This window comes from Vibrio sp. 10N.222.48.A3 (assembly GCF_041475345.1).
GTDB lineage: Bacteria > Pseudomonadota > Gammaproteobacteria > Enterobacterales > Vibrionaceae > Vibrio > Vibrio tasmaniensis_A.
This window is the reverse complement of the sequence record NZ_JBFRVX010000293.1, coordinates 1-6,107: the sequence shown is the minus strand read 5'-3', so window position 1 is coordinate 6,107 and position 6,107 is coordinate 1. Positions and strand designations below refer to the sequence as shown.

The window sequence follows — 6,107 nt, the reverse complement described above, 5'->3', positions numbered from 1 at the left end:
TTGAATATATTTTGTCTGCATTATTTGATAAATGAATAATCATAATGAATTTTCAGCATGAAACTTTCGTTGATTGGAGTGATAACTGGCTGTTTAATGCAAACCATTATCATTACTAATTACATATAAGAATAAATATCATGTCTGAGAAATCTCTTTTGATTCGCAAGCCTCTTTTAGTTCGCAAATCCCTTATAGTTCGCAAACCTCTTATGATTCGTAAACCCCTTTCGGTCGCAGTAGCTGTTATTTGCACCTCACTATCGGCTAACGTGTTAGCGCAAAAAGAAGCGCAAGCGACAGATGAGCAAATGGTTGTTACGGCAACTCGTACTGAAATGGCTCTAAAACAAGCGCCAGCTTCAATGTCGGTTATCACCGCTCAAGACATCGAAGACAGCCCTGGAATCACTTTGGCTGACATCGTTGCAGAATCAACGAGTGTGGAATCTGATTTTGATAGCACACGTGCTGGCCGTCAGATGATCTCTATTCGTGGTATGGATTCAGACTATACGCTTATCATGGTGAATGGCCGTCGCTTAAGCTCTGCAAGTGCCATCATTCGTGGTAACGATTTCGATCTCTCGACTATTCCAGCTGAGTCAATCGAACGTGTTGAAATCATCCGCGGCCCAATGTCTGCACTTTACGGTTCAGATGGTATGGGTGGCACAATCAACATCATCACCAAAGCTCCAGAAAATGATTGGAGCTCAACGATTAACATGGACACTTCATCTCCATTAGACGGCAATGGTGGGGAAGAATATTCTGTTGGTTTTACCACGTCCGGTGCATTGATTGATGATGAGTTATTTGCGCGTTTTTCTTTAAATCAAACCTCGCGTGACGCATGGCAACCATATACAGGTAATGGTCGTGAGAATATTACCGCTCTAGAGGAACGCGACACTTTAAGTTTGCTTGCCAACCTGACATGGAATATGACAGACAATCAGACGATTGATTTAGACCTTGGCTATAGTGACGATAAACGTGATGGTTTAGCAGAACACGCTACAGGTTCGAACCTAGTGGATAGTAATGTTGTACGTAACAGTCAAGCGATTACACACAGCGGTTTTTGGAACTGGGGTGACACACAAGTTCGTTACTCTCGTGAAAACGTGACAGACAACGATGCCGCTGATCTAGGTAACAATTACAGTAGCGATGTAGAAGAGCTAACTCAAATAGTAGAAGCGTCAGCAACGACTTATCTTGGTGATAGTCACACCGTAACTTTTGGTATGGACTACCAGTTGAGCGAATTAACCAACAAAGAAAACTTGACCAACGGTACATCAGAAGCGTATCAAGGTGCTTTGTTTGTTCAAGACCAGTGGTTGATGACTGAACAACTCACCGCAACCATTGGTGGACGTTTAGATAAGCACGAATTGTACGGTGAAGAATTCAGCCCGCGTGTGTACTTGGTTCACCAAACTACTAATGACCTCATCATCAAAGGCGGCGTGGGTAAGGCGTTTAAAGCGCCTTCGTTAACTCAAAACCAAGCTGACTACACTGTTAATAGCTGTAAGGGAGCGTGCGATTTATATGGCAACGAAAACCTGAAGCCTGAAACGAGCTTGAACTATGAAATTGCAGCAATATACAACCAACCACGTTGGAATGTTGAAGGTGCCTTGTTCCGCAACGAAATCAATGACCTTATTGATCGCGATGAAACGTACTGCGAGAGCGGCGGAGTGTTTGAATCGGGTAAAGGATGCGCAGACAGTTCTAGCTCTACTGGCTATGTGAAAGGGAAGCGTACTTATACCAATGTATCTGAGGCGGTGGTTCAAGGTGCTGAACTTACGGGTCAATTCCAGATTACCGATGAGTGGGGCGTGTCTGGTAACTACACGTTCTTAGACACAGAAGATAAGTCAACGGGTGAAGAACTGCTTGAGCGTTACAAGCATTCAGGTTTAGTTAAACTGAACTGGAGCCCAACTTTCGATCTGAATGCCTTTATTAGTGCGCGTTACCGTGGAGAGCGCAATATCGAAAGCGACTTAACGCAAGACGCATACACAACACTGAACATCGGTACGGTGTACAACGTTAATGATTCTGTTCGACTGCGCGCTGGTATCACTAACTTGACTGATGAAGCTGTATCACAAGAGCTAGAGAGTATGGGTTATGTTGAAGAGCCACGTACTTACTACGTAGGTATGACAGCGGACTTCTAATCAATCTGTGTTTGATTTGGTAGCAAGATACATATAAAAACGAAGAACCCACATTGGCTCGATACTCTATAAAGAGAACGGCGAGTGTGGGTTCTTTTTTGTGTGCTTGTATCGGTTTAATTCGTTTGGAATTGGCTTACCTAGATTTTTACACAAGTGACCAAAGCATTACCTGATTTGGTATCCCAAGGCAGCAGCTTGTCATAATCGTGCTCAAAAATATGAACCTCAAAGTAAGGCTTCAATATCTCGATCAATTCCTTAAACGAGAATGCCACCATAGGGTGTTCGTCATTCCATACTTGAGTTTCACCGGCAGTCGTTTTTTCGATGCTTAGCTTTAACGTTTGCTTGCTACCTTCGCCGGAGTAATACCAACCTGAGCGAAAGGTAAAGTCATCATGCTCTTTGTTGGCTGTATGTCGAACAAACAAGTCATTGCTTATCTTCTCTTTATCAACCACGTTGAAGCAGAAGACACCTTCGTGTTTCAAAGCTCGGTGCACGCTTGCAATGCACTCTTTTAGTCTCTCAATACCGTCGTTGTAATGGATGGAATACAAGAAACAAGTGATAAGATCGAGCGGTTCTGAGACCTCAAAGTTACTCATGTTTTGTACTGAAAAGTTAGCTTCAGGGCAACGAACTTGAGCAATGTCGAGCATTGGTTTATTCAGATCAAGGCCACTACTTTGATAGCCGTAATCAATAAAATGGCGAACGTGTGGTCCAGTGCCACATCCAAGGTCGAGGTGTGTTTTTCCTTCATTTCCAAAAATCTGATGTAACCTACGAACGCAGTCACTCTGCGCTTGGTAGTCAATATCGACACACATTAAATCATAGTAACCGGATAGGTCGGTATAGAGTGCGTTGGCGGACATGTTTGCCTGCAGCATTTGCTGAAAAAATTGGGGTGGCGCATAGTAAACTAGAACTTAAAAATAACAAGAAAATCTTGGGTCAACTTATAGGCTTAAATGACCTTTTCTTGATGCTTAGCAATTGTTTCACGAGCCACACTCTATACATGCACCTTCGTGGTTTACTGAGACTCTATTTTTTCCGTTGGATTTAGCACGATAGAGCGCGTCGTCTGTAACTCGAATCAACGTATCTAGGGAGTTGTTGGTACGAACGATGCAGCTGTCGGTAATGCCAATACTGACGCTTGATTGAAACTTGGTGCGATTAAATCCCAAGAATTGATGGGTTCGAAATTCTTCGCAAATACGTTGACCAACAATTTTTGCTTGTGAGTATGCCGTGTTGAGAATGGTTCCATGAGTCGTTCGGTTTTTTGGAAAGAAGACGATAAACTCTTCACCTCCCCAGCGGCCAACCACGCCGTTCAAGGCTTTGACGTGCTTCTTAATGGTATTCGCGAGAGTGCGAATCACTTCGTCACCAACACTGTGTCCAAATTGGTCATTAATCTTTTTGAAGTCATCAATATCCAACAGTAAACAAGACATCTCAGTTTGTTCTTTTAACGGCTTTTTTAACCAATCGTAAATGGCACTGCGGCTGAACACTTGTGTTAGATCGTCGTGAAGTGCGCGGTGCAATAGCTCTTGTTCTAATATCACCTTGTCGGAAACGTCTTCTATCACCACTTGAATCGCTTTCTCGCCTTCCCAATTAATGATGTTGTCGTAGATGTTGAAGTGTTTTTTACTCCCATCAAAGCATTGGTTTTCAACCACAGAACTGAAGCTTGGTGTATCACCGGCAAGAATACTCTGGCTGCGTCTCATGGCATTGATACGACTGTCCGGCGGAATAATTGAAATGATTGAGTCCATGGCAAGCACTGCTTCTATCGATTTGGCACCTTGCATTTCAACCCAGGCTTGATTAACCATTAGAGGCTTGAAATTTTGGTGGACGAGCACGCCCTGTTTCGAACTATTGAGTAAAGTCCGGTACATACGATCTTTTTCTTGATGTTTACGCTCTGAAGCAACAACTGAGGTAATATCTATGATCATTACACGAAGAGCGGGGCGGTCGTTGACTCTGACCGCTTGAGCAAGGCTAAACAGCGAAAGAAGGCGGTTATTCACCGGAATATCTTTATAGAGCTTTCCCTTTCCCAGTTGGCCTTTAATCGCAGAAAGGTAACGTTCACGGACAGAGCCGTGATAATCTTTGGGTATTAATGAGTAGACAAAATCGACGTTGTTGAGAAGTGCTTCACGGCAACTGTAACCGAAGATTTTTGCAATGTTTTCGTCGACATCGATGACACGGTGGTCTTGCAGCGTAATATAGCCCTGTGCAGAGTCGAAATTCTGCCTAGGGGTGGCTGTGGTTAAATCTAGTTGGATGCTCATATAGATCTGACTACATATCCTCTCACCAAAAACAGGTGCTTTAAATAAATGGTGGTGTCGTAAATAAATTGTGACTGCTGTATATCGACAAAGCTATCAGATACCTAACACGGCAAGCGTCACGAGACTATGTGATTAAAGTGTGCCGTACGCAACTTTTTGAGGGTAGCGTAATTTTACTGTATCTAAAACGGATAAAAAAATTATTAAGGATAATTAAAGAGTTATGGAAATAAAAATTGATGATTTGTTGGGTGGAGAGGTTATTGAGCTACTCGAAGAGCATTTAGCGGATATGTATGCGACATCGCCAGTCGAAAGCGTTCATGCACTGGATCTAGATGGGCTCAAGTCGCCAGAGATTACTTTTTTCAGTGCTTGGAAAAACAGCCAACTGCTTGGGTGTGTCGCCATTAAAGAGCTTGATACACAACACGCTGAACTGAAGTCGATGAGAACCTCGCAGTTTGCAAGAAAGTCCGGTGTCGCAAGCAAGCTATTGCAGCACGTTTTGGATACGGCAACCGCTCGCCAATATCGACGTATTAGCCTAGAAACGGGATCGGAAGACTACTTTAAGCCAGCGCGTAATTTGTACCAAAAATTTGGCTTTGGTTACTGTGAACCTTTTGCTAATTATGTGTTAGATCCGCACAGTCAGTTCATGAGTATTGAGTTACGTTAAGAGGCTAACCTTTGATACCGACTTATTTTGCAGGTTTTACTCTTGGGCTTTCGCTTATCCTCGCGATCGGTTCTCAAAATGCGTTCGTTCTTAAACAGGGCTTAAAGAATCAGCATGTGTTTGCTATTTGTGCTGTCTGCGCGATTTCAGATGCATTACTGATCAGCTTTGGTGTGATGGGCTTTGGCGCAATCGTTGATCAGTTTCCACAAATTGAGCAGTTTGCTCGTTACGGTGGGGCTATCTTTTTAGGGGTTTACTCATTCTTGAGCTTTCGCTCAGCATTTACCGAAAATCATGCCTTAGAAGCCGGTGTCGAAACCAAAAACTCTTTAACCAAAGCAGTTACCATGTGCTTAGCGTTTACTTGGCTTAATCCGCATGTGTATCTGGATACTGTGGTATTGCTGGGTTCTATCTCTACACAATATCAACCAAATCAAATGTTGTTTGGTGCAGGTGCAGTATCGGCTTCATTCGTGTTCTTTTTTTTACTTGGCTATGGTGCACGATTCTTAGCTCCAATGTTTAAGAACCCGAAATCATGGAAGATGTTGGAGTTTGTTGTAGGAGTGATCATGGCATCTATTGCACTATCTTTGGTTGTTTAGTTTTACTCTGCTTTCGTTAACTTCTCCTCGTCAGTTGAACGCTGTTGGGGAAAGTACGGCTTGTTAGCTTGCTAGCTCGTTAATTAGTAATTAGTACTGTATCCCTCTGTCTTGCCTCCCTAGCTATTAATTATTCTTTGCAAAGATTTCGCATTTCTCTGTTGGTTTTAAACGTCTTGATAACAACAAATTAAATTATTTCGTGAAATAACGAATTATTCTTCGTCTTTTGGATTTTGGGTTCGTCTTAGGGGGGTAACAAGAAATT

5 protein-coding genes are annotated in these 6,107 nt (G+C 42.8%); 3 read left to right on the top strand and 2 right to left on the bottom strand.

What is annotated here, in order from left to right:
- Positions 1-212: 212 nt before the first annotated feature.
- The gene (locus AB4653_RS09465; protein WP_102258625.1) at positions 213-2,207 is read left to right on the top strand and encodes a TonB-dependent receptor domain-containing protein; all 1,995 of its coding nucleotides are present in this window, start codon (positions 213-215) and stop codon (positions 2,205-2,207) included.
- 140 nt (positions 2,208-2,347) lie between these two features.
- On the opposite strand, the gene AB4653_RS09460 is transcribed toward AB4653_RS09465, so the two are convergent.
- Both AB4653_RS09460 and AB4653_RS09455 read right to left on the bottom strand, forming a co-directional pair.
- On the bottom strand, positions 2,348-3,091 hold the full coding sequence (locus AB4653_RS09460; protein ID WP_017099857.1) for a class I SAM-dependent methyltransferase: 744 nt from the start codon (positions 3,089-3,091) through the stop codon (positions 2,348-2,350).
- Between the two features lie 126 nt (positions 3,092-3,217).
- Positions 3,218-4,543, bottom strand: a complete 1,326-nt coding sequence (locus AB4653_RS09455) for a sensor domain-containing diguanylate cyclase (RefSeq protein ID WP_017099858.1) — start codon at positions 4,541-4,543, stop codon at positions 3,218-3,220.
- Positions 4,544-4,769: 226 nt separating this feature from the next.
- On the opposite strand from AB4653_RS09455, the gene AB4653_RS09450 reads away from it, so the two are divergent.
- Positions 4,770-5,228, top strand: a complete 459-nt coding sequence (locus tag AB4653_RS09450) for a GNAT family N-acetyltransferase (RefSeq protein ID WP_102258512.1) — start codon at positions 4,770-4,772, stop codon at positions 5,226-5,228.
- Between the two features lie 14 nt (positions 5,229-5,242).
- Complete coding sequence (locus tag AB4653_RS09445; protein WP_041472819.1) at positions 5,243-5,839, top strand: LysE/ArgO family amino acid transporter; 597 nt, start codon at positions 5,243-5,245, stop codon at positions 5,837-5,839.
- The last annotated feature ends 268 nt before the right edge of the window (positions 5,840-6,107 follow it).

Bases quoted from the DNA above. Each gene is read 5' to 3' on its own strand.
- AB4653_RS09465 (WP_102258625.1), top strand. From the start codon at position 213: ATGATTCGTAAACCCCTTTCGGTCGCAGTAGCTGTTATTTGCACCTCA.
- AB4653_RS09460 (WP_017099857.1), bottom strand. From the start codon at position 3,091: ATGTCCGCCAACGCACTCTATACCGACCTATCCGGTTACTATGATTTA.
- AB4653_RS09455 (WP_017099858.1), bottom strand. From the start codon at position 4,543: ATGAGCATCCAACTAGATTTAACCACAGCCACCCCTAGGCAGAATTTC.
- AB4653_RS09450 (WP_102258512.1), top strand. From the start codon at position 4,770: ATGGAAATAAAAATTGATGATTTGTTGGGTGGAGAGGTTATTGAGCTA.